Genomic DNA, 23688 nt, shown 5'->3' with positions numbered 1-23688 from the left:
GACACCGGAACGAAAGGGTTCGCAATGGCCGAAAATCCTCTGATCCACGATACCGACGCAGGTATCGAGCGTTTGCTGGAAATCATGCGTCGTCTGCGCGATCCGGAAACCGGCTGCCCTTGGGATATCGAACAGGATTTCGCCACCATCGCGCCCTATACGATCGAAGAAGCCTATGAGGTCGCAGATGCCATCGAACGCAAGGCCTATGACGAGTTAAAAGGGGAGCTGGGTGACCTGCTGTTCCAATCCGTCTTCCACGCGCAAATGGCTGAAGAGGCTGGGCATTTCACCTTTCAGGACGTAGTGCGCACCATGTCGGACAAGATGGTTGACCGCCACCCGCATGTGTTCGGTGACGAATCCCGTGACAAGTCCGCCGACCAACAAACGAAGGATTGGGAGACCATCAAAGCCGCCGAACGCGCGGGCAAAGAACAGAAAGGCGCACTGGACGGCGTCGCCGCCAACCTGCCTGCTTTGCTACGTGCGCATAAACTGCAGAAACGTGCCGCGCGTGTGGGCTTTGACTGGCCCGACGCCAGCCATGTGCTGGCAAAGATCACCGAAGAGGCCGCCGAACTGGAAGAAGCGCGCGACAGCATGGATGCCGATGCGCTAGAAGATGAATTCGGTGATCTGCTGTTCGTGATCGTCAACCTCGGCCGCCACTTAGGCATCGAACCCGAGGCTGCCCTGCGCCGCACAAACGCCAAGTTTACCCGCCGTTTCGAGAAGGTCGAAGCCCGGCTGGCTAAACGCGGAAAAACGCCCACCCAAAGCGATCTGGCCGAAATGGATGCGCTGTGGGATGAGGTGAAATTCGAGGAGCACCGCGCCAATGGCAAACTCCCGCCGGTGAATGCTCCGGCAGACACGTAATTCGGCTAGACAAGTCCCGCGACACTTGCGAGTGTCCCACCTTCACGGCCCTCGGAGACCCCAATGCCCCGTAAAATCATCATCGATACCGATCCCGGTCAGGACGACGCCGTTGCGATACTTCTCGCCCTTGCCAGCCCTGAAGAGATCGAGGTTCTGGGCATCACCGCCGTCGCCGGAAACGTTCCGCTGGAACTAACCGCCAAGAATGCACGCATCGTGTGTGAATTGGCGGGCCATACCGATATCCCCGTCTATGCCGGATGCGACCGACCGCTGAAACGCCCGCTTGTCACCGCCGAACATGTTCATGGCAAAACCGGGCTCGACGGTCCTGTTCTCCCCGATCCTGAAATGCCTCTGGCCGAAGGACACGCGGTCGATTTCATCATCGAAACCCTGCGCGCGCATGAGCCCGGCACGGTCACGCTCTGCCCGCTGGGGCCGCTGACCAACATCGCCACGGCTTTTCTGAAGGCGCCCGATATCATCGACCGGGTGCAAGAGATCGTTTTAATGGGCGGCGCCTATTTCGAAGTTGGAAATATAACTCCAGCTGCGGAATTTAACATCTATGTCGACCCGGAAGCGGCTGATATCGTGTTTAAATCCGGCACCCACATCGTGGTGATGCCGCTGGACGTGACCCATGACGCGCTGGTCACGCCTCATCGCAATGACGCCTTCCGAGCATTGGACAGCAAGGTCGGTCATGCGGTGGCAGAAATGACCGATTTCTTCGAACGCTTCGACAAAGAAAAATACGGCTCGGAAGGCGCGCCGCTGCACGACCCCTGCGTGACCGCCTATCTGATCCGGCCCGATCTGTTCTCGGGCCGCCACATCAATGTTGAGATCGAAACCCAATCAGAATTGACGTTGGGCATGACTGTGGCCGACTGGTGGGGTGTCACCGACCGCGCACCAAATGCCATGTTCATAGGTGACGTGGACGCTCAGGGCTTCTTCGACCTGCTTACAGAAAGGCTTGCCCGCCTATGACTGCCGCACTCCGCCTTGCCCGTCCTGACGATCTGGATCGCCTGATGGCACTGGTCGCAGCGTTTCATTCGGAATCCGGCATCGCGCAGGATGACGAGAAGCGCCGCAACGCGCTGGCCCCTCTGCTGGATGGCATACCGCATGGCTGCATCTATCTGATCGGGCCGGGCCGAGCGCCGCTGGGCTATGTCATCCTCACCTTCGGCTGGTCGGTCGAGTTTGGTGGCATGGACGCTTTTGTGGATGAGATTTACATCCGCCCTGCTGTCCGAGGCCGCGGTATAGCAACCGAAGTGCTACACGATCTCCCCAAAGCGCTGGCCGAGGCTGGCTTGACCGCCCTGCATCTTGAAGTCGACCGCACCAATGAGGCTGCGCAGAAGCTTTATCTCCGGTCGGGTTTCAAACCGCGCGAACGCTACATGCTGATGAGCAAATTGCTCTAGCGCGATTCACCCCGGAAGATCACAGCGGGATTCACCATGTCCTGCACCGGATCATCCTGCGAGACCTCCATCCCCGTGATTGGATAGGTCCCCGGCTCCGAGCAAGCGGCCAGAAGCCCGACGGAAAGCATTGAAATTACAAGAAAGATCTTTGAAGCAGACATATCGTCCCCCTTTCTGCAATACAGGCAGAATATCGGGGTTTGTTCCGCCGCAATAGGAACAAGTTCACACATAATGATTTTTATGTCGGAATATTCTAGCTTAGAGGCAATTCTTGTTGAACGTCTGTTCCATGGTTTTCAGTTGCCTTGGCACCCGCTTGGGCTGCGGCAGCGCGTTGAGCTGCTCGGTTATGTTCTCGCCGGTGTACCAGGAGTCGAACAAAAGGGCTTTGATGTCATCGTCCAGCACCGTATCGGCGACGTTATAAGTACACAGACATTCCTCCATCGTGATCTGCCCGCTGGGATCGCCTTCCACCATCTTCTGGCACACTGCCTCTGGCGGTCGATCAGCCAACACCAACTGAGGCGAGATCAACAGCGAAACTGCACCCACGATGAGTTTTAGATGGCTCATATGACGTCCTCTCTCATCGACCACCCCGTGATGGCCTATCTCACACAGATTAGACGGAACGACGACAAGACAAAGAAAAAAATAGCCCCGGCGATGCCGCCGAGGCCCATTCAAGTCCAAATGTAGAGACGCAGATCAGCGTTTCAGGATAGACGAACCTGCATATTCCGCGACCTCGCCCAGCGATTCCTCAATACGGATCAACTGGTTATATTTCGCCAACCGGTCCGAGCGCGCCAGCGAGCCGGTTTTGATCTGGCCACAGTTTGTCGCGACCGCCAGATCGGCAATCGTGGCGTCTTCGGTCTCGCCCGAGCGGTGCGACATTACGTTGGTGTATCGCGCGCGGTGGGCCATATCGACGGCACGAAGGGTCTCGGTCAGCGAACCGATCTGGTTCACCTTGACCAGCATCGAGTTCGCACAGCCACGCTCGATTCCTTCGGCCAGACGCGCCGGATTGGTCACGAACAGATCGTCGCCGACCAGCTGCACCTTGTCACCGATAGCGTCGGTCAGGGCCTTCCAGCCATCCCAGTCATCTTCGGACATACCGTCTTCGATCGAGATGATCGGGTAATCGTTGACTAGTGCGGCCAGATAGGCGGCGTTTTCATCGGATGTCAGCGAAATGCCCTCACCCGCCAGCACGTACTTACCGTCCTTGAAATACTCGGTCGCGGCGCAATCCAGCGCCAGATGGATTTCCTCACCCGGCTTGTAGCCCGCTTTTTCGATGGATTTCAAAATGAAATCCAGTGCCTCACGAGTCGACGCGATGTTCGGAGCAAAGCCGCCCTCATCGCCCACACCAGTGGCCAGACCAGCCGCCGAGAGTTCTTTCTTCAACGTGTGAAATACCTCAGACCCCATGCGCACGGCCTCACGGATATTCGCGGCCGAGGTCGGCATGATCATGAATTCCTGAATATCGATCGGATTGTCGGCGTGTTCTCCACCATTGATGATGTTCATCATCGGTACCGGAAGAACGCGCGCCGAAGTACCGCCAACATAGCGATACAGAGGCTGTGTGGTGAAATCCGCCGCCGCCTTTGCCGTCGCCAGCGAGACACCAAGAATGGCGTTCGCACCCAGACGGCCTTTGTTCTCGGTCCCGTCGAGTTCAATCATCGCCTGATCGATGGCCACCTGCTCCGTCGCGTCGAAACCCGCCAGTTCCTCGGCGATCTCGCCGTTAACGGCAGCAACCGCTTCCAGAACGCCCTTGCCCATATAGCGGGCCTTGTCGCCATCACGCTTTTCCACTGCCTCATAGGCACCGGTTGATGCGCCCGAGGGCACGGCAGCGCGGCCCATAGTGCCGTCTTCCAGAATCACGTCCACCTCGACCGTCGGGTTGCCCCGGCTGTCCAGAATTTCGCGTGCGTGGATGTCGATGATCGTGCTCATGATATGGGTCCCGATGATGCCAACAGTTGCATGCCTCATAGCAGCACGAGGCAAAAAGTAAACCGTTTCCGTTATCGCTAACACGTATATTTTTCAGCCTTTAGGGCTAACAGTTTGCTGTTTGCGCCAACAGATCGTGGGCGCTTAGGCGACTGCCAGCGTCCGCGCCAACTGGCGTTCGCGAATGAAGGTGTACAGACCCGACCCGATAATCAGACCGGCACCGGCCAACGTCATGCTGTCAGGGCGTTCGCCGAACATCAGCATCCCGGCCATGATCGAAAACACCAACCGGGTATATCGAAACGGCGTCAGCGCTGAAGCTTCACCAATCCGCATCGCGGTAACGATGCCATAATAGCCCAAAACGCCGAACCCGATGGCACCCAGATAAGGCCCGATCTGCGCAGGCTGCAGCGGCACGATGGGCTGTGCTGTGAACACCATCAGGGCCGCACCAGCCAGCGCTACTCCGATATAGGCCTGCAATGCGACGACCGACGAGGCTACACGAACATCCAGCCTGCGTGTGATCAGATCACGCGCTGCGATCGCAACAACCGAAACCAAAACAAACAGAGATTCTGGCTGGAAACCTTCGAGTCCGGGGCGAATGATCATCAAGACGCCAACAAAGCCAATGCCGATGGCGCTCCAACGACGCCAGCCGACCTGCTCGCCTAGAAACAACGCCGCCCCCATGGTGACGAATAGCGGCATCGCCTGAAAAACCGCCGCAACAGTCGACAGATCGACCAATGACAAAGCGGTCACGAAGCTGAGCGCTCCAAAAGCCTCGGTCCCTGCCCGAAGCAGTGGCAGCGGTTCCCACGCGACAGGATCGAAAATGCGTTTACGTGTCACCAACGACATGATTGCAAAGACGGTTCCGCAGAACAGACCCAACACGATCATGATCTGCCCTGTCGAGACACTGACCGAAAGGTACTTGATGAACATGTCCTCAAGCGCGAAGGCTGCCATCGAGCCGATGATCAGCAAAATGCCGTTTACGTTGTTCATGCGCGTTTCCGTTGGAATTGACCGCTAACAGGCGAGTCCTTCCAGCACAAAAATCGTAACCTTCGCGACGTCGCAAGCAGTATTGCGACATGTTCGATGATTTCCCGTGCGCCGACCAATCGATTTTCGTGATGAGTCAGTCTTTTTCCAGCGGTACGCCGTACAATTCCAGGCGATGGCCTTTCAGCTTATACCCAAGCTTGGCCGCAATCTTTTCCTGCAGTGCTTCAATCTCGGGGTCTACGAATTCGATAACCTCGCCTGACTGCATGTCGATCAGGTGGTCGTGGTGATCACGCTCTGCGTCCTCGTATCGCGCGCGGCCATCACCGAACTCCAACCGCTCCAATATCCCGGCCTCTTCGAACAGCTTAACGGTGCGATAGACCGTTGCGATCGAAATCCCCGAATCCTCGGCCGAGGCACGGGCATACAGCTCTTCCACATCCGGGTGATCCTCGCTCTGCTGCAAGACCTGGGCGATGGTCCGGCGTTGACCCGTCATGCGCAGGCCCTTGGCTTCGCAACGGGCGATAATCGTATCGGACATGGTGACCCCCGGAACTGTTCGAAACTCTGTCATAGTATGTCTGAGTGCCTTGCGCCACACAGGATTTACGTATCAGGCAGCGCGTCGCAAATCGGCCCAAACCGGCAAATGGTCAGACGCGATGTGCGCCGGTCGCGCATCGTGCACCCCGTGCAATGCTGCCTCAAGCCCCTGTCCCACTGCGATCCTGTCCAGCGCCCCCAATGGCTGCGCCGCCGGAAAGCTGGGCACGGGCGGCAAAAACCTCATGTCCGGAGCCAGATGATCCAGAACCGGTTGTCGCGACCATTCGTTGAAATCGCCAGCCCAGACGGTGGGCATATCCTCAAGATCGGAGTCACAGCGCTTGATATGGTTGATTTGCTGGCGTCGCGACGCGGGCAATAACCCCAGATGCATCCCCATCACGCGCAAAGGCCCGATCTGTGTATCAAATTCGACCCGCACAGCACCACGCGGCTCCAGCCCCGGCAACTCGTGATGCCCGGTCCGGCGCACCGCAATTGTGTCTCCACGCCAGATGACGGCGTTGCCGTGCCAACCCAGGCTACCCGCACCACCCAGATCGACAATCTGCCAGCCGGCTTCGTCCAACATGAAATGCGGCAACGCGGCAGGGCGCGGTGGCAAACGTTTGTCGGCCTCCTGCAGCACAACAATATCCGCCTGCATACTCTCAATAACCTGCAATATCCGCTGCGGTTGACGCCGGAAGTCGAGTCCCACACATTTCTGAATGTTGTAACTGGCTAGACGCAGTGTTGACTGAAGGACCATGGGATTCCGATGTTTACTCAAGCACCAAGAGTGCCACGCTCAGCACCTGGTGCAACATGAAAATCCCGCAGGAACCAGATAGGTTGCTTTGGTTCAATCACCACCATTCAACTTAAAATTGCTTTTGCCACAATGCGCTCCACCAAAACGCAAATATCGTGTACACGTGCATCTCTATGGGTAAAGTGCCCGTAAAGCCAAACTAAGGATCAACCGTGAATACAACATTCGCCACCCTGGTAATCGCAGACATTTCAGGGAGCACCCCATTGTACAAAGCAGTGGGCGAAGGCGAAGCGCAGCGTCTTATCCAATTGGAACTTGATCGGCTACGTCGCGTACTTGCAACCCATGGTGGCACACAAGTTGGCCAGAAAGGGGATGATGTTCTAAGCTTTTTCCTGGATCCGAACGCAGCGGTGAATGCAGCGATGGGTCTGATCGAACAGTCCCCGGAAACCTCACTGTCGGTGCATGTTGGTGTACATTGCGGACCGATCGTCATCGCCGAAAAAGGTGTTTATGGCGAAGCGGTGAATGTGACCGCCCGTCTTGCGACAGCCGCCAACCCAGGAGAGGCCTGTGTCAGCAATGGCGTCGCGACGATGCTACAGGAAAACTTGCGCCAGATTCTCAAACCGCTTGGGCAACTCAACCTCAAGGGTCTGACAGAGCGGTTCATGGTCTATTCCCTGATGAACCCGGACATGGACCCGTTTACGCAAACCCGATTGCCGCTGTCCCATGGCCGGACCGAAGATCACTGGAAGCCAGCGGAACGCTTGACCCTTTTGCTTAGCCATGGGGAGCGCTCGTGGCGCTGCCACGAGAATGGCGAACTGGCAATTGGCCGATCACAAGATTGCGACGTCGTGCTCTCCCAACCATGGGTGTCGCGCCTGCATGCTGTTCTCAGTATCAAGGATGGCAAATTGATCCTTTCAGACCGCAGCACATCCGGTACCTATCTGAAATCTGAGGCTGGTCGTGAAATCCAGCTCAAGCGTGAATCCGTCATGTTGGCAGACAGCGGCTGGATTTCTCCAGCGCTGCCCATTGAACAGTCCGAAACCTGCCTGCAGTTCGAGCTTTTGGGCCGCAGTCAGGTACCACAGAACGTGGCATGAACCACTTCGCTCTCGGATGGAGGGCGTGTCAGATCAACCGCATCGGACTGATCCTCGTAGGGTCGTGACAAAACGTCGTTCAAACGATGGAATGGTCCGTAATCTCCCTGAACAGCCGACTGTATCATCTGCTCAATCCGGTGGTTGCGCGGAATGAAAGCCGGGTTTGCAGCACTCATTACGACGTCAGGAGTATCTTCGCGCTGCAAACGCGCGCGCCATCCTTCAGCCCATTCGTCATACGCCGCAGGATCAGTGAACTGATCCCGCGCATGATCACCGCCCAGCGCACGAAACGTGTTGGTAAAGTCTGCCTGATTCTGCGCCATCCGCACCAGCAGGTCCGAGATCAGTTCAAGGTCTCCCTCCTCAGCTCGAACCAATCCGATCTTGGCCCGGAACCTCTTCAACCAATGCTCTTGCATCAGGTCAGGCATGGCATGGACAATTTCGGTTGCTTCTTCAACCGCCGCGTCTTTGTCTTCGAACTGCTGAATCAATGAAGTCGCCAATTGCGCCAGATTCCAGACCGCAATCTCAGGCTGGTTGGAATAGGCATAACGCCCCATCCGGTCAATCGAGCTGAACACCGTATTCGGATGATAGGAATCCATAAAGGCGCAAGGTCCATAATCTATGGTTTCACCCGCGATCGAGCTGTTGTCCGTATTCATCACCCCGTGAATAAATCCAACGCTCATCCACTGGGCAATCAGTCGCGCCTGCGCATCGCGCACAGCACGCAGCAATCCCATCGGACCTTGTGCGTCCGGATAGTGACGCTGAATAGCATAGTCTGTCAGCTTTCGCAGATTGTCCAACTGTTCTCGGGCGGCAAAAACCTGAAAGGTACCCACGCGTAAATGGCTCTGCGCCACGCGCGTCAGGATCGCACCGGGCATCGGACCTTCCCGTAACACGATCTCACCGGTCTCGACCGCCGCCAGGGCGCGTGTCGTCGGAATGCCCAGCGCATGCATCGCCTCAGACACGACATATTCGCGCAACACCGGCCCTAGCCAGGCGCGCCCGTCGCCCCGGCGCGAAAACGGCGTCTGGCCCGAGCCTTTCAGCTGAATATCCCGCCTGACCCCGTCTGCGCCGATGGTCTCGCCTAACAGAACTGCACGTCCATCTCCAAGCTGGGGGTTATAGGTACCAAACTGATGCCCGGAATACAGCTGCGCCAAGGGCTCGGCACCTTCCGGAACGATATTCCCTGCAAACGCCTGTGCCATCTCTTCAGCCTCATCGAGCGTTATCCGCAATAGCTGTGCCAGATCGGTATTAAACGCAATCAAACGCGGCGCGCGGACCGGTACAGGAGCCTGCCGCGCAAAGAACCCCTCCGGCAGGCGGGCGTAACTATTGTCAAAAGGGATCATCATGGTCATGCGGCAAACATATGCGCTGGTTACACAATTGCCATAGCGGATCATACGACGCCGTGCATAATCAGCGCAATCGAACCCGAGGCCGCCATGAAACCACAAGACATCATCAATCACCTGGATCTGCAACCGCACCCCGAAGGAGGTTGGTTCAAAGAAACCTGGCGGGCCGACAATCCCGGCCGCGCCACCGGTACTTGCATCTACTTCCTGCTGACCGAAGGTCAAAGCAGCCATTGGCACAAAGTCGACGCGACCGAGATCTGGCTCTACCATTCAGGCGCACCGTTGACCTTGTCGATCAGCGCAACCGATGCGGGTCCGGCAATCGCTTACACGCTCACCCCGGACTTGGCCAACGGCGCACCCCAGCTGATTGTTCCCAAGGGGCATTGGCAAGCCGCGCGCAGCACTGGCGCTTACACATTGGTCAGTTGCACGGTATCCCCAGGCTTTGAGTTTGAAGGTTTCGAGCTTGCAGGCCCCGACTTCGATATACCCGCAAAATAATAATCACTGGACCCACAGGATTACGCACCAAAGCTATCTGCTTCTTCATCTGGCCCAAAATACCCCGTGGGAGGACGCGCAGCGACCGAGGGCAGAGCGCCCTACCCGCCAACCACCTCACTCCGCGCTGGCGACGACACGACGCCGCCTCCAACCAACGCACTGACCCCGGTTGTACCCGGACCAGATGTTGGTAAGCCCCGCGCCACCCGGACCGCAAGATAGGCAAATGCTTGGGCTTCAAGCATATCGCCGTCCAGACCAACCGCCTCAACCGGCCCTACCGGGCAATCCAGCGATACGCGCAGCATTTCCATCAACACCGGGTTCTTGCGGCCACCCCCGGTCACCAGAATGCGCGAAGGTGGCTTGGGGCAATGCTCCATTCCCTGCACAACACCTGCTGCACTCATGCCCGTCAACGTGGCGACCGCGTCTGCGTCGTTCAGTTCCTTCACCAGATCGATCATTTCCGAGAAATCATTCCGATCCAGCGACTTGGGGGGCATACGATTAAAGAAAGGTTCGGCCAGAAACAGCTCCAGCGCACCGGTTTCGACCGTCCCACCACGCGCCAGCTCGCCATCCTGGTCCATCGGCAGGCCCAATCGCGCCTGCATCAGGTCATCTACCGGCGCATTGGCTGGCCCGGTATCGAAAGCCAGCAACGCCCCAGGTGCTTCGGGTCCATCAAATGACGGATCGACATAAGTCAGGTTTCCCACACCTCCCAGGTTGAGGAAACACATCGGCTCTTGCGCCCCAATCCACTTGGCGCAGGCAAAGTGAAAGAACGGTGCCAACGGTGCCCCTTCGCCGCCCAGCGCCACATCGTCGCTGCGAAAGTCCCAAACCACTGGTAATCCAAGGGCCTGCGACAGGCCCAAACCGTCACCCACCTGCAAAGTCCCACGCCCACGTGGTTCATGCGCCAGCGTTTGGCCGTGGAAGCCGATCAGGTCAACTTCTTCGAATTCAGACAGAACCTCGGCATGCGCGCGAGTTACCAATTCAGCTGCAGTATCGACTTTGGAGCCATGCCACTGCCCGAGCGCTGAGCGCAAGGTCTCACGCTCTTCCTCTGAATACGCCCGGTAGGCAATTGGTCCAAAATCAAAAATTTCCTGCCCATCGGTTTCGATCACTGCCGCGTCGACACCGTCCAGAGAGGTTCCTGACATGGCGCCTAACGATCTGATCGCTCCCGATTTGCTGATGACCCTGCCCACATCGACCTCATTGTTCCGTTCATACACCCGTTTCGCAGGGTTCTGGGCACAACCTGCACGGTAATACAAAGACAAGGCAAGCCACATCCTGCGCGAGCGGCATTTTTCTTGGAAATGGTGCCTTTTCCTTGCCTCTGACGCCGCATATACAGTGCCCCGCAAACCTAACCCAAAGGGCACGATATGACCTACCACCCCAAATCGGATTTCATCGCCACGATGATCGAGCGCGGCTTTCTCGCCGACTGCACCGATTATCAGGGCCTTGACGACGCGCTGATCTCTGGGGTGCAGACGGCTTATATCGGCTATGACGCCACGGCGCAGTCTCTGCATGTGGGACACCTGATGAACATTATGGTGCTGCGCTGGCTGCAAAAGACCGGGCACAAACCGATCACCCTGATGGGTGGCGGCACAACCAAGGTCGGCGATCCCTCGTTCCGCTCGGACGAGCGCCCGCTACTGGGCCCTGAACAAATCGACGCCAACATCGCGGGCATGAAACAGGTGTTCTCGAAATACCTGTCCTATGATGACAGCGAGACCGGCGCGCTGATGCTGAACAATGCCGAGTGGCTGGACAGCCTGAACTACCTCGATTTCCTGCGCGATATCGGGCGGCATTTCTCAGTAAACCGGATGCTGAGCTTTGAATCCGTGAAATCGCGGCTGGATCGCGAGCAATCACTGTCGTTCCTCGAATTCAACTACATGATCCTGCAGGCCTATGATTTCCTCGAACTGAACCGCCGGTATAGTTGCGTTCTGCAGATGGGCGGCTCGGACCAGTGGGGCAACATCGTGAACGGCATCGACCTGACGCGCCGCGTATTGGATCACGAAATCTACGGCCTGACCACGCCCCTGCTGACCACAAGCGATGGCCGTAAAATGGGCAAGTCGCAGGGCGGTGCCGTGTGGCTGAACGGCGATATGCTGTCGCCCTACGAATTCTGGCAGTTCTGGCGCAACACCACCGACGCTGATGTAGGCCGGTTCCTGAAAATTTTTACCGAGCTTCCGGTCGACGAATGCGATCGCATGGGCGCGCTGCAAGGGTCCGAGGTCAATGAGGCCAAGGTGCGCCTTGCAAACGAAGTCACCACCCTGCTGCACGGTGCCGAAGCCGCAGCAACCGCAGAGGCAACCGCGCGCGAAGTGTTCGAAAAAGGCGGCGTTGGCGGAGACCTCCCGACCCTAACCCTCAGCGCATCGGAACTGGGTGACGGCATGTCCATCGTTCAGTTGATCGTTAAATCTGGCCTCGCCAAATCCGGTAAAGAGGCCAAGCGCCTGATCGCCGAAAACGGCGCCAAGCTGGATGATGCCCCGCTGACTGATACGGGCCTGATGATCGACGCAGGCGCACTGTCATCGCCCATCAAATTGAGCGCAGGTAAGAAGCGCCACGCGCTGGTGAAACTTGGTTAATCCAGTCAAAGAACTTCTATCAAGCATTTGTCCTTTGGAGAAATTGTTGCAGATCGAGTAACTCGATCTGCAATTTTTTTTGCATTCACCCGACGAAGATCGCCATGGGTCCGAAAGAGAAGATCAATTGTCAGAAACTGGTATCAGCCTGTGCCATTTCTGGTCGTTCAGCTCTTGTTTTTGAACTGCGTTGCCCGAAATAGTTTCAAAGTCTACCATGAGTTTTGACGTTCGAAATTAGGGATATTGTGATTATGTCTGTTCAGACAGGTTACCTGCTAATCGCCGATATCACCGGTTACACAGGATACTTGACCCGGTCTGAGTTGGAACACGCCAACCCAATCATCCATTCTTTGCTTGAGGCAATTGTGATGGAACTGAAAGACCCGATGAAGTTGCGAGGCCTCGAGGGTGACGCCGTTCTCGCGTATTCGAGTGGACCGTTCCCTTCAGGTGAAACTTTCCTCAACATATGTGAAAGCCTTTATCGGGCGTTTGCCGAACGCCGTCGAAACATTGTGCAGAACACAACTTGTCCCTGCAATGCATGTCGCAACGTTGCTGATCTCGATCTGAAGATCCTTGCGCATCACGGGAAATTTGAAGAGCTTTCGATTGGCCCAATGAAAGATATTTCCGGTGCTGACGTCATACTCGTGCATCGGATGGCGAAAACCGATGTGAAAGAGTATACTGGTATCCTCAGCTACGCGCTGTTCTCGGAAGACGCGTTCCAGGCAATGGGCATCGAGTCTGATCTCATGCAATACAGCGCTCAGTTCGAGCACTTTGGCGACGTGCCGATGCGGGTGTATGACCTTGCTGCAGCCTGGCAACGATACCGAGAAGTCGCCGGACCTGTCCGCGTTACAGACGAAGATGCCGTATTCACAACTCGGCACATGCTGAACGCACCCCCGGGAGTGGCTTGGGAAATGCTTACAGATCCCCGGCTCAAGATGCGCTGGATGATGTTGAAGGACGCCTACCGCGAAGGAGATGCATCGCGCACATCGGTCGGCGTTCGTTTGCACTGCATTCATGAAGCCGCACATTTTCAGATGCTGATCGTCGACTGGCAGCCATTCGAATATGTAACCGACATTCTGCACAACTCCTCCATCGAAGGTCTTACGAATATTGAGACTTATGAATTGGTCCCGACTGAAGAAGGCACCGAAATTGTATTTCGTATGGGCCGACTAACAGACTCTGACGGAAAACATCATCCGGCGGAGGAAGCTGCGGTGATCGAATTATTCGAAAGCTTTTATCCGGTGGCTTTTGGCATTCTCGATGAGATGGCGCTGGAGTTTAATCAAAAGAAACAAGAGTGATAACGCTGAATCTTTGACGGCATCTACGCACCTTGATGGGCTGAGAATATCGTACCATCATCGAACAATATGCTATCTTTGCAATCAGGGTTGTTCACCTAGAGCCAGATTGTACCGGTTGCCCGCAAGGTGGCAGATGCGGGCCTGATGGTCACCGCGTCGGTGCTGCCAACGCCGATCATACAAAGTGCAGAAAAAAGTGGAACGGTGGTGAAACTGGGTTGATCTAGGTAAACGGCCACCTTTGGGCTTCCACAGATTAGCAGCTGGTATTTCAGATTGAACAATTCAATCTGAATTATATTAGCGCCAGGCTGGCAGAGGTGCGCTTTGAGTTCGGACTGGGCATTTCCTCGCGTCTAAGTCCACCAAAGGTGAATGACGTTCAATCGATGCGATTACCGCGTCTATGCAATTCAAGTTCATCGATCCGAGCCTCGATCAGATTCAGCATTTTAAGATACTCGATGCTCTCGACATCTTTGTAGTTATTCTCAAAATCTTCTTCGGACATGATCTGGGGAATATCTTCGAATCCTATGATGACATCATTTTCCGACCGGATCCCATGTATGAGTTCAGCCCAATCAGGGGCTGGTGTAGACATAAATTTGTTCGACATCCGAATTCCAGAATTATTCGCCGCCAAGTCGGTGAAGTCGAAACCTCCAGACTTAACGGTGTCGTAGAGCTCCTTGAATTCTCCTACTGATACGGCAAAGCCACGGTTGCTTGCAGCTTGCAACGCGGCGGCAGTTGTGAAGTGTCGGCGACTGTCAATGCGCCCATTCAGAGTCAATTCACCACAATCAGCTTTCCAGTTATTGTCCTCAGCAAATTCACTTCCAACCATACCACCAACAATCAAGGTAAAGTCTTTCGCGCCACAAATCAGTGTAAGGGCAATAATCGCGGACGTGTAAGCGTTCGCCACACCCTCGGATTGGCTTCCTTCTTGAGCGGCCTCTAGCATAAACAGCAAGTAGGGCAGGTAACTTCCGCTTGTCGGCAGTTCGCCGAGATCCATTGCTGAACGAAACTCCAAATAATAGCGGTCAATGTCTCCTGAGTCGGGCATGTCGGAACCACGCAAGCTCCCAAAAATCCCTCGCATTAATCCGTTACTACCCATTTCGTTCATCGTCAGACGGAAGGCCACGTTGCCATCATGAATATGCATGCTATCCGCGACGTTCAGAACGATATTACCGAACTGCTCTCCCACAATTACATTACCGCCTATTCGCGCGAGGCTAATTGCGAGACTTGGAGGGACTGTGACGGGCCCTAGTTGAACGCTTGAAAGCACAAATGGGCCTTCAAATTCAGGTACAGATGCACGCAGGTTCATCCATTTGTTAGTGTACGGAACCGGGACTGAGGCAATTCCATAAACGCTCTTACCATCAACACTGAGTTCGCCGCGAAATCCGGGAACGAAGCGCCCTCCTAGCTTTAAGACACTATTGAGTTGATCCTCGTTCGTAGTGAATGAAGCCGTTTCTGATAGCTTTGGCTGAATAGCGGACCTCAGGCCTCGTACGAATTCACGCGCTTCTGTCACATCTTTAGGAGAAGGTGGTGCTCCTGCTTCGACTAGTGGAGCGTCCTCGACGACGACCAGGACAAACACAATCAAAGCCATCAACACTGCGGCAAATGAAATTATCGATATCTTTAGAAACCTGCGCAACATGCATAATCCACTCGGCCAACAACACTATTTAAGTATGCAAGCCCTCAAAAAAGAAATCATCTGAAATCGATGAACGCCAACCTGTGAAACGAATTTGGATAATGCAGCCCAAGCATCGGAAAATGCCAATGCTTAATTGGTCATGAGACTGTCAAACCTGAGACAACAATACCAACATCAATAACCTTCTTCGGATTGCCGCATTATTGACGACTCCCGGCGTCGTATTTCGCAACAGACTTTCGCATTCCTGCATGTGAGCCCCACCCTTTCCGTTCCACTCTGAACCGGAAGGAGGCACCATATGACCAGAACTGCCACTGCCACACGTACCGGAGGGCGCTCTGCCCGACGCGCCATCCGCACCGCTCCAAATTTCGAGATGCTACCAGGGCTGACCCATGGCTTACCGCTCTGCGAAGTGATGGACGGAACTCAGGTTGAACGCATCGATGCGGCATCGATGGAAATTCTGGAAAACGTGGGTGTCCAGTTCCGCGACCCCATCGCGCTGGAAGACTGGAAAAAGGCCGGTGCCAAAGTTGAAGGTGAACTGGTCTATCTGGATCGCGGTCTGGTGCGCGAGTTGATCGCGACCATCCCGTCAGACTTCACCTACCACGCGCGCGATCCGAAAAAGAACGTTCGACTTGGTGGCAAACACTCGATTTTTGTACCGATGACCGGCGCGCCGTTCCTGCGCGATCTGGACGATGTGCGCCGCAACCCGACGCTGGAAGATCTGGCGATGTTCCACAAGCTCAGCCACATGTTACCCGCGCTTCATTCGTCGGCCCATCATATCGTCGAACCCTATGACCACCCGATCAGCCAGCGACATCTGCGGATCACCTATTCGTCGATGAAACACTCGGACAAGACCTTCATGGGCATGACCACCAGTCCCAAGAATGCCGAAGATGTCATGGAGATGTGCGCGATCCTGTTTGGCGAGGATTTCCTTGAGGATCACCCTGTCACCACTGGCAACTGCAACGGCAACTCCCCGCTAGTCTGGGATGAAACCATGTTGGGGGCAATGCGGGCCTTCTGTCGCCGTAAGCAGCCTGTGCTGTGCTCGCCCTTCGTACTAGGCGGGGCCAACACGCCTGCCAGTGTACCCGCCACCGTGGCGCAGCTGAACGCCGAAGCGCTCAGCGCGTTGGCCTATACGCAGGTGATCCGCAAAGGCGCGCCTGCGATTTACGGGCACTACCTGTCGACTGTATCGATGAAATCTGGTGCACCGATGGCCGGTACGCCCGAGATCAGCCTGATGAACTTCATGATCGGACAGATGGCCCGGTACTATGACGTACCATGGCGCACCTCGAACACGCTGGGCGGGGCAAAAACCTTTGACGCACAGGCAGGCTATGAATCCGCAACCACTCTGCAGGCCGTGATCCATGCAGGGGCGAACTATATCTGGCATTCGGCAGGCTGGAACGAAGCCGGGATGCACTGCTCGACCGCTAAGTTCATCGTCGATGCAGAACAATGTGCCATGGCTTATCGCATGGCCGAGGGTCCAAAGTGGCACGATTTTGATCAGGCCGTTTCTGCCGTCGGTGATATCGGCCCGGGCGGGCACTATCTGGGGCACCCCCACACGCAGGACAATTTCCAAAGCGCGTTCTTCATGCCCGACATGTTCGACAATAACTCGATCGAGCAATGGCAGGCCGAGGGCTGCGTCGAGATCACCGAACGCGCCCTCAGACACGCCCGGAAACTGTTAGCCGAGTATCAGGAGCCGACTCTCGACATCGCAAAGAACGAAGAGCTGCTGGACTACATCGCACGGCGTGAACGAGAAATTCCGGCAGCCGATGAGTTGAATCAAATATACTGAGATACACTCCCCTGAAACTCACCCGCCCGAACTATTGGGCGGGTCTTTTCCATTCAGAGACATCGGGAAACACAAAACGTGAGAATTGCTGAAATCCACATCTACGGCCATGATCTACCGGTGAAAAATGGCCCATACACCATGGCCCGCGCCCAGGTCTGGGCTCTGGATACAACTCTGGTCAAACTGGTTGCCGATAACGGCCTTGTCGGATGGGGCGAGACCTGTCCGGTCGGTCCCACCTATGCCGAAGCACATTCGGCAGGCGCACGGGCCGCGCTAGCGCAGATGGCACCAGATCTGCTGGGCGCTGAGGTCTCGCCGCTTGGCTTGCATCGCCAAATGGACGGCCTTTTGAACGGTCATAACTACGCCAAAGCGGCAATTGATATCGCGGCGCACGATCTGTTGGGCAAACACTATGGTGTAAGTGTATCGACCCTGCTGGGAGGTGCTGTAACCGACAAAGTGCCCTCGTATTACGCAACAGGCGTCGGCGCACCGGATGACATCGCCCGGTTGTCTGCGGATAAGCAGTCCGAAGGCTATCCTCGCCTGCAGATCAAGGTCGGCGGTCGCCCGGTCGAACTGGATATCGAAACCATCCGCAAAGTTTGGGAGGTAATCAGCGGCTCGGGCATGCGCCTTGCCGTGGATGGCAACCGTGGCTGGACAACGCGCGACGCGCTGCGTGTCAGCCGCGAATGTCCCGACATTCCATTCATCATGGAGCAGCCCTGCAACACGATCGAAGATCTGCAGAAAATCCGACCACAGGTTGGCCACGCGATCTACATGGATGAAAACAGCACCAGTCTGAACACCATCATCACCGCGGCAGGCACTGGGCTGGTGGACGGGTTCGGCATGAAAGTTACGCGTATAGGCGGCCTGCACCCGATGCGCGCCTTCCGCGACCTGTGCGAGGCCCGCAACCTACCCCATACCTGTGATGACAGTTGGGGCGGAGACATTATCGCGGCTGCCTGCACCCACATCGGCGCGACGGTAAAGCCTGAACTACTCGAAGGCGTATGGCTCGCTGCACCCTATATCGAAGGCAACTATGATCCCGAAAACGGCATCCGGATTGAGGGCGGCCATATTCGCGTTCCGACCGCACCGGGGCTTGGCGTATCACCTGACGAAAGCCGATTTGGCGCGCCAGTCGCATCGTTCTGATTGGGGGCAAACATGGAGTTCAATGGAATAACAGCCCTAGTGACCGGTGCCGCCGGAGGTATTGGAGCCTCTCTCGTACAGCGCCTGCGCGCAGCAGGTGCGCAAGTGGCGGTGGCTGACCGCTCGCTGGAGGGGATCGAAGCAGAAGCGCATCTGCCCGGCGATCTGTTGGATCCGGCCTATGCCGACGGGCTACCCGCCAAAGCCGCACAGGCCCTGGGCGGTCTTGATATCGTGGTCAACAACGCTGGCGTTATCACGCGCGGGGCTGTGACCGAGGCTTCGGATGAGGATTGGTCCCTGTCGCTGGGCGTGAATGTCGAGGCGCCGTTCCGCATCTGCCGGGCCGCCATTCCAATCATGGCCGCGGCAGGAGGCGGAACAATCGTGAACATCGCGTCCTGCTGGGGCCTCCGACCCGGCCCGGATCATGCGATCTACTGCATGACCAAAGCGGCCATTGCCAGCCTCACACAATGCATGGGGCAGGATCACGCGCATCAGGGCATCCGCATAAACGCCGTTTGCCCGAATGAAGTGAACACACCGATGCTGCGCTCCGGCTTTGCAAAACGGGGGTTTGATCCCGATAGTGCCGTTGCCGAGCTTGGAAAATCAGTGCCGTTGGGCCGGATTGCCGAACCCGAGGATATCGCGGACGTGATCCTGTTTCTGGCCTCGGACGCCGCGCGGTACATGTGCGGTGCGTTGGTTGAAGTGAACGGAGGCAAGCCGGTGCAATGAACAGATTTGTCGGAAAAACTGCGCTGGTTACTGGCGGACGCAGCGGCATCGGGCGCGCCATCGCACATCGCCTGCGTGCTGAAGGCGCAGATGTCTACACCGCTCAACGTGGAATGGACGACGAATTCCCCTCCTTCCATGCGGATTATTCAGACCCCGATAGCCCCGCACAAATCATCGAGCAGGTCATTGCTCAAGCGGGTCGGCTGGATGTGCTGGTCAACAACGCGGGCATGATGCAGGAAGCATCTGTCGACGACATGTCTCTGGCGGATTGGCAACGCAACATCATGGTCAACCTGACCGCCCCTTTCTTGCTGATCCAGGCCGCTCTGCCGCATCTGCGCAAAACTAAGGGAAGCATCGTCAACATCGGCTCGGTCGAAGGGCTGGGCAGCAATCCGGGCCATGCCGCCTATTGCGCCTCAAAGGCCGGGTTGCACGGGCTGACCCGCGCGGTTGCCGTCGACCATGGCGCAGAGGGCATCCGCTGCAATGCGGTTGCTCCGGGCTGGATAGACACCGATCTCAACCTCGATTTCATCGACAGCATGGACGACCCCGCCGCGTTCCGCCGGGATATCTCCCGCATTCACCCGGTTGGCCGGACAGGTGATCCCCAAGAAGTGGCCGCACTGGTAGCCTTCTTGGCCGCAGATGAGGCCGGTTTTATCACCGGCCAAGTCTATACAGTCGATGGCGGGCGGATGGCGAAACTCAGCCTGCCATAATTGGTCCCAGAGCTATTCAGCCCCAGATCGCCACTCTTTCCAGCGCATATACGCATTGGCACCGATGGAGGCGAAGGGCTCGGGCGGCAACCGTGGTGGCATCGGCTGCGCCAGAAAATGATCGGCAATCTCGGATTCTTTCTGCAGCACAAACTCTGCCGCACCCATTCCCTGCAAAGTGCCGCGCGCAATGCCCAGACCGTTCTGACAACACGCGGCAAAAACCCCCTGATCGACTTCGCCAAAAGCCGCCGAGCCATTGCGGCTGAGGCACAGCATCCCGGCCCAGCGATGTTCCATCCCCACATCGGACAAATTCGGAAACCGCTCCTGAAACTTACGGTCATGCACTTTGCCTGCCCGCTTCAAATGGCTCTCGTTACTGTGAATTTCAGGATGAAAGCTGGAACAGGTTCGGATCAGAATACGATCCCCATAGCTGCCCGAAACCCGCCGCACCGAAGTGCCCATCGGATCCGCAGGCGTCACCGACCAGCGCGGCTGCCCGCCCAACTTGGCAATCTGCGCCTCGCTCAACGGTTCGGTCATCGAAGCATAGAGGCAGATATGCATCAGACGCCGCTGGTAGAAACCAAAGCTCTCGATGTGTCCATTATTGGCCAGAATAATGCGGCCGGTCGACACATGCGCCTTTTCGGATTCGACTTCCCAGCCACTGCCCTTCTTACTGAACCCAGTCACGGGTGAATTCTCAAACACCCCAATCTGTCCTGCTAGGTACGCGGACAGGGCACGGATGTAAGCAGCGGGCTGAATCATCACGGTTCCCGGCGCAAACAGACCCGAAGTGTAATGCGGACTGCCCGTCAGCGCCTGCATCTGATGCGCATCATACAGCTCGCAAGGCTCACCCAGATGCGCCAGATGAGCTGCATAATCTGCGTTGTGCCGATCTCCATCTGGTGTCGCTGCGGCATTGATCTTGCCGCACGAGTCGAACGACTCTAGCGACAGATCACACTCTTCTGCCACCTCCGTTGCAAAGGATATGGCCTGACGGTTCAGCGCGATCGTGGCTCGGTCCGCCTCCAACCCATCGCTTGCATAGTTGTCCGAAGCCAGATCATGCGGAAGATCGATCATGAAACCCGAGTTTCGCCCGGCCGAGCCTTCGGCAAAGCGCCCGGCCTCCAGCACGACAACCTTCAGACCCGGATCCAGCTGATACAGTCGCCGGGCCGCCGTCAGCCCGGCAAAACCACCGCCGATGATGGTCACATCTGCGGTCTGGTCTTGCTCAAGCCGGGGCAGCGATTGCTGCGGCGGCAGGATCGCATTCCATCCCGCCGCGCCGGTCTGCCGGGGCAACCGTTTGGCGGCGTAGCTCGTCAATCCACCGCCTCATCTTCGTCATCAGTCAGATCAATCCAAATGGTTTTCAGCTGGGTATACTGATCATGCGCATGGACCGAATTGTCCCGACCACCAAACCCCGATTGCTTGTAACCGCCAAATGGTGTGGTGATGTCACCTTCGCCAAAGCTGTTGACCGTGACGGTTCCCGCCCGGATCGCCCGTGCACCCCGGATGGCGCGTTTGGCGTTGGCCGTGAAGATCGACGCACACAGGCCATACTCAGTGTCATTAGCAATGCTAATCGCCTCGTCGAAGCCAGAGACTTCGATCACCGACAAGACCGGGCCAAAGATTTCCTCGCGCGCCAGCGTGGCATCGTTTCCGGGCACTTCGATCACCGTGGCCTCGACGAACCCATTCTCCGCCTTGCCACCAATCAGCACGGTTTCGGCCTGATCCAGATAGCCGCACACCTTGGAATAATGCCCTTCACTGACAAGCGCGCCCAACCGAGTTTCAGGGTCCAGCGGGTCGCCAACATTCCAGTGCTTGGCATGATGCGCGATCCGTTCCAGCAGTTCTGCCTTCACGTCCTTATGCACGATCAACCGCGACGAGGCCGAGCAATTCTCGCCCATGTTCCAGAACGCGCCATTAACGACATGCGCCGCCACCCGATCCAGATTTTCCGCATCGTCCATCACGATAGCCGGGTTCTTGCCGCCCATCTCAAGCACCACTTCCTTGGCGTTGCTTTCGGCGGAATAGCTCAGGAACTTCTTGCCCGTCACGGTCGAGCCGGTGAAGGACACCATGTCGATACCCATATGTCGCCCGATGGGTTCACCCACCTCGGCGCCGCCGCCGGGCACCACATTCAGCACACCGCGCGGCAACCCGGCTTCAGACGCCAGCTCCGCCACCTTTAGCGAGGTCAGAGAAGTCTCGGTCGCAGGCTTCACCACAACGGAACAGCCCGCCGCCAATGCTGGCCCGATCTTCCATGCCAGCATCAACAAGGGGAAGTTCCACGGCAATACCAGCCCGACCACACCGATGGGTTCGCGCACCACCATGGCAATGTGGTCGTCGCTGGCCGGTGAAACCTGATCATAAATCTTGTCGATCGCCTCAGCATGCCACTTCAGACAGTGGATCGTCTCGGGCACATCCACGGTTTCGCAGTCATAGATGGTCTTGCCGCTATCGATGCTCTCCATCACCGCCAGTTCCCGCGCGTTGCGGGTGATCAGCTTGCACAGGCGGATCAGAACGTCCTTGCGATCCGATGGGTGCATCTTTGACCAACGCCCGTCCTCAAACGCTTCACGCGCCTTTTCAACGGCAAAATCCACATCCTCGACACCGCAGGCTGCAATACTGGTCAGCACCGCGCCAGTGGCGGGGTTCACGGTCTCGAACACCTGTCCCGAGATTGCCGGGCGATAGCCGCCATCAATGAACGCGCCCGTCGGCAAATCCAGATGCGCAGCGATGGATTCGTATTCATCTTTCGTCAGCAAGCTCATGCCTCAATCCTCCGCCACGATATCTGCGATTTTGCGTTTCAGAACGCGCGTCACCTGTTCCAGCGCGCGTTTGTCATCTTTGTTCAGGCCTTTAAGGGGCGATCTGACCATCCCCGCATCGATCCCGTTCATCGTGACGCCATGCTTGATCGTCTGGATGAACTTGCCGCCCTGCTCCAGCACCCGCATCAGCGGCATCAGCGCGCTCATGATGCGGCGGCCTTTGGCAAAGTTGCCCTCGATCACGCAGGCCTGATACAGCGCCACGTGCTCGGCGGGCAGAAAGTTCGATCCGCCGCAGACCCAGAACGGAGCGCCCCAGGCGAAGAACTCCAGCGCCTGATCATCCATGCCGCAGCCCAGTTGAATATGAGGGTAATCCCGCGCCAGCAGGTGTACCCGGTTGATATCGCCCGAGCTTTCCTTGATGCCGCAGAAATTCCGGCTGCGGCCCACACGATCCAGGAACTCTTCCCCCATCATCGTGCCGGTCCGGTGCGGATAATTGTAAAGCATCACCGGCAGATCAGCCGCCTTGTCGATCGCCAGAGCGTTCAGCGCATTCTCACGGTCTGTCGGCACCGAATACGGAGGGCTGGCCAACAGGATCGCATCCGCGCCCAGTTCGCGCGCGCCTGAAGCCAATGCAATGGAATCGCCAGTCAGCATCGCTCCGGTTCCCACAACCAGAGGCACTCGCCCTTTCAAACGTTCGTGGGTAAAGCGCGCAAGTTGCAGCCGTTCATCGACGGTCTGGGCATAATTCTCACCGGTCGATCCACCCGAGATCAAACCGTGTACACCCTGTTCGACCAGATAGTCGATCACCACGGCCAGCGCATCCCAATTCACGCTGCCATCCGCCGCGTAGGGTGTCACCACCGGCGTGTAGATACCCTCAAATCTGAAGATCGGAGTCATGTTTCCC

23 protein-coding genes are annotated in these 23688 nt (G+C 56.9%); 11 read left to right on the top strand and 12 right to left on the bottom strand.

Annotation, left to right across the window (positions count from 1 at the left end):
- Positions 1-24 precede the first annotated feature (24 nt).
- The 3 genes from mazG to ACR0IU_RS05705 all read left to right on the top strand — a co-directional run bounded on the left by mazG (position 25) and on the right by ACR0IU_RS05705 (position 2330).
- On the top strand, positions 25-882 hold the full coding sequence (gene mazG, locus ACR0IU_RS05715; protein ID WP_037321041.1) for a nucleoside triphosphate pyrophosphohydrolase: 858 nt from the start codon (positions 25-27) through the stop codon (positions 880-882).
- A 63-nt stretch (positions 883-945) separates the two neighbouring features.
- The gene (locus ACR0IU_RS05710) at positions 946-1884 is read left to right on the top strand and encodes a nucleoside hydrolase (protein ID WP_480715552.1); all 939 of its coding nucleotides are present in this window, start codon (positions 946-948) and stop codon (positions 1882-1884) included.
- A complete protein-coding gene (locus ACR0IU_RS05705; RefSeq protein WP_480715551.1) occupies positions 1881-2330 on the top strand; it encodes a GNAT family N-acetyltransferase in 450 nt (149 codons plus the stop codon). The genes ACR0IU_RS05710 and ACR0IU_RS05705 overlap by 4 nt, the downstream gene beginning before the upstream one ends.
- Here ACR0IU_RS05705 and ACR0IU_RS05700 read toward each other — a convergent pair.
- The 6 genes from ACR0IU_RS05700 to ACR0IU_RS05675 form a co-directional block, all read right to left on the bottom strand.
- Entirely contained in the window at positions 2327-2494 is a 168-nt protein-coding gene (locus ACR0IU_RS05700; protein WP_010440483.1) for a hypothetical protein, read from the bottom strand. The two genes, ACR0IU_RS05705 and ACR0IU_RS05700, sit on opposite strands and share 4 nt — an antisense overlap.
- A gap of 100 nt (positions 2495-2594) precedes the next feature.
- Positions 2595-2912 (bottom strand): hypothetical protein, encoded by a 318-nt coding sequence (locus ACR0IU_RS05695; protein WP_480606050.1) that lies wholly within the window; start codon positions 2910-2912, stop codon positions 2595-2597.
- A gap of 135 nt (positions 2913-3047) precedes the next feature.
- Positions 3048-4325: a phosphopyruvate hydratase gene (gene eno, locus ACR0IU_RS05690; protein WP_480715550.1), complete on the bottom strand. Its 1278-nt coding sequence runs from the start codon at positions 4323-4325 to the stop codon at positions 3048-3050.
- A 144-nt stretch (positions 4326-4469) separates the two neighbouring features.
- Positions 4470-5348: a DMT family transporter gene (locus tag ACR0IU_RS05685; protein WP_480715549.1), complete on the bottom strand. Its 879-nt coding sequence runs from the start codon at positions 5346-5348 to the stop codon at positions 4470-4472.
- 136 nt (positions 5349-5484) lie between these two features.
- Positions 5485-5898: a Fur family transcriptional regulator gene (locus ACR0IU_RS05680; RefSeq protein WP_010440496.1), complete on the bottom strand. Its 414-nt coding sequence runs from the start codon at positions 5896-5898 to the stop codon at positions 5485-5487.
- A 72-nt stretch (positions 5899-5970) separates the two neighbouring features.
- The gene (locus tag ACR0IU_RS05675) at positions 5971-6675 is read right to left on the bottom strand and encodes an endonuclease/exonuclease/phosphatase family protein (RefSeq protein WP_029621850.1); all 705 of its coding nucleotides are present in this window, start codon (positions 6673-6675) and stop codon (positions 5971-5973) included.
- Positions 6676-6890: 215 nt separating this feature from the next.
- On the opposite strand from ACR0IU_RS05675, the gene ACR0IU_RS05670 reads away from it, so the two are divergent.
- Positions 6891-7802 carry an FHA domain-containing protein gene (locus ACR0IU_RS05670; protein WP_480715548.1) on the top strand — a complete coding sequence of 304 codons (912 nt, stop codon included), beginning with the start codon at positions 6891-6893 and terminating at the stop codon, positions 7800-7802.
- On the opposite strand, the gene ACR0IU_RS05665 is transcribed toward ACR0IU_RS05670, so the two are convergent.
- The gene (locus ACR0IU_RS05665; RefSeq protein WP_480715633.1) at positions 7778-9196 is read right to left on the bottom strand and encodes a protein adenylyltransferase SelO; all 1419 of its coding nucleotides are present in this window, start codon (positions 9194-9196) and stop codon (positions 7778-7780) included. The two genes, ACR0IU_RS05670 and ACR0IU_RS05665, sit on opposite strands and share 25 nt — an antisense overlap.
- A gap of 87 nt (positions 9197-9283) precedes the next feature.
- Here ACR0IU_RS05665 and ACR0IU_RS05660 point away from each other — a divergent pair, with 87 nt between their 5' ends.
- Complete coding sequence (locus ACR0IU_RS05660; protein ID WP_480715547.1) at positions 9284-9703, top strand: cupin domain-containing protein; 420 nt, start codon at positions 9284-9286, stop codon at positions 9701-9703.
- A gap of 101 nt (positions 9704-9804) precedes the next feature.
- Here ACR0IU_RS05660 and ACR0IU_RS05655 read toward each other — a convergent pair whose 3' ends face one another.
- A complete protein-coding gene (locus tag ACR0IU_RS05655; protein ID WP_480651664.1) occupies positions 9805-10884 on the bottom strand; it encodes an anhydro-N-acetylmuramic acid kinase in 1080 nt (359 codons plus the stop codon).
- Positions 10885-11115: 231 nt separating this feature from the next.
- Between ACR0IU_RS05655 and tyrS the strand changes: the two genes are divergently transcribed.
- Positions 11116-12366 carry a tyrosine--tRNA ligase gene (gene tyrS, locus ACR0IU_RS05650; RefSeq protein WP_170773883.1) on the top strand — a complete coding sequence of 417 codons (1251 nt, stop codon included), beginning with the start codon at positions 11116-11118 and terminating at the stop codon, positions 12364-12366.
- A gap of 254 nt (positions 12367-12620) precedes the next feature.
- Positions 12621-13706, top strand: coding sequence for a DUF2652 domain-containing protein (locus ACR0IU_RS05645; RefSeq protein ID WP_480715546.1), 1086 nt, complete (start codon positions 12621-12623; stop codon positions 13704-13706).
- A 385-nt stretch (positions 13707-14091) separates the two neighbouring features.
- Here the strand turns inward: ACR0IU_RS05645 and ACR0IU_RS05640 are convergent, their stop codons facing one another.
- The gene (locus tag ACR0IU_RS05640) at positions 14092-15402 is read right to left on the bottom strand and encodes a YfiM family lipoprotein (protein WP_480715545.1); all 1311 of its coding nucleotides are present in this window, start codon (positions 15400-15402) and stop codon (positions 14092-14094) included.
- A 304-nt stretch (positions 15403-15706) separates the two neighbouring features.
- Here ACR0IU_RS05640 and ACR0IU_RS05635 point away from each other — a divergent pair, with 304 nt between their 5' ends.
- The 4 genes from ACR0IU_RS05635 to ACR0IU_RS05620 all read left to right on the top strand — a co-directional run bounded on the left by ACR0IU_RS05635 (position 15707) and on the right by ACR0IU_RS05620 (position 19914).
- The gene (locus tag ACR0IU_RS05635) at positions 15707-17257 is read left to right on the top strand and encodes a trimethylamine methyltransferase family protein (protein ID WP_480715544.1); all 1551 of its coding nucleotides are present in this window, start codon (positions 15707-15709) and stop codon (positions 17255-17257) included.
- Positions 17258-17335: 78 nt separating this feature from the next.
- Positions 17336-18439: a mandelate racemase/muconate lactonizing enzyme family protein gene (locus tag ACR0IU_RS05630; protein ID WP_480715543.1), complete on the top strand. Its 1104-nt coding sequence runs from the start codon at positions 17336-17338 to the stop codon at positions 18437-18439.
- Between the two features lie 12 nt (positions 18440-18451).
- Positions 18452-19183: an SDR family NAD(P)-dependent oxidoreductase gene (locus tag ACR0IU_RS05625; protein ID WP_480715542.1), complete on the top strand. Its 732-nt coding sequence runs from the start codon at positions 18452-18454 to the stop codon at positions 19181-19183.
- The gene (locus tag ACR0IU_RS05620; RefSeq protein WP_480715541.1) at positions 19180-19914 is read left to right on the top strand and encodes an SDR family NAD(P)-dependent oxidoreductase; all 735 of its coding nucleotides are present in this window, start codon (positions 19180-19182) and stop codon (positions 19912-19914) included. The genes ACR0IU_RS05625 and ACR0IU_RS05620 overlap by 4 nt, the downstream gene beginning before the upstream one ends.
- Positions 19915-19926: 12 nt before the next feature.
- On the opposite strand, the gene ACR0IU_RS05615 is transcribed toward ACR0IU_RS05620, so the two are convergent.
- The 3 genes from ACR0IU_RS05615 to ACR0IU_RS05605 are packed head-to-tail and all read right to left on the bottom strand — an operon-like array spanning position 19927 to position 23681.
- Positions 19927-21267 carry an NAD(P)/FAD-dependent oxidoreductase gene (locus ACR0IU_RS05615; RefSeq protein ID WP_480715540.1) on the bottom strand — a complete coding sequence of 447 codons (1341 nt, stop codon included), beginning with the start codon at positions 21265-21267 and terminating at the stop codon, positions 19927-19929.
- Positions 21264-22760: an aldehyde dehydrogenase gene (locus ACR0IU_RS05610; RefSeq protein ID WP_480715539.1), complete on the bottom strand. Its 1497-nt coding sequence runs from the start codon at positions 22758-22760 to the stop codon at positions 21264-21266. The genes ACR0IU_RS05615 and ACR0IU_RS05610 overlap by 4 nt, the downstream gene beginning before the upstream one ends.
- A 3-nt stretch (positions 22761-22763) precedes the next feature.
- Complete coding sequence (locus tag ACR0IU_RS05605) at positions 22764-23681, bottom strand: dihydrodipicolinate synthase family protein (protein ID WP_480651682.1); 918 nt, start codon at positions 23679-23681, stop codon at positions 22764-22766.
- Positions 23682-23688: the final 7 nt, after the last annotated feature.

The organism is Ruegeria sp. CL5, from assembly GCF_056536485.1.
The sequence above is the reverse complement of the archived record's forward strand: the minus strand, read 5'-3'. Positions and strand labels throughout refer to the sequence as shown.